This window comes from Vaccinium witches'-broom phytoplasma str. VAC (assembly GCF_000309405.1).
Classification (GTDB): domain Bacteria; phylum Bacillota_I; class Bacilli_A; order Acholeplasmatales; family Acholeplasmataceae; genus Phytoplasma.
Genome location: NZ_AKIN01000104.1, coordinates 1 through 239 on the forward strand (window position 1 = coordinate 1; position 239 = coordinate 239).

Here is a 239-nt window from a genome sequence, read left to right on the forward strand (position 1 = left end):
CCTGTCTCGTCGTTATCTAAGGCGATAATCACTTTAATCTTTTCTTTTTTGAGAATTTCTAATTGAGATTGGGAAAGTAATTGGGCGACACAAATGAGACCGACCACGTTTTTAATACCATTTTGCCAACAACTGATGACATCAAAAAAACCTTCATGAATAATAATGGTTTTTGTTTTTTTAATATATGGTAAAGCTTCAAAAAAACGATAACTGAAATGAAAAGTAGGTGTTTGACT

1 protein-coding gene is annotated in these 239 nt (G+C 31.8%); it reads right to left on the reverse strand.

Annotated features, from left to right (window positions below):
* A partial coding sequence (locus RI68_RS02110; protein ID WP_038104593.1) for a toprim domain-containing protein occupies nt 1–239 on the reverse strand: 239 nt, incomplete at both ends.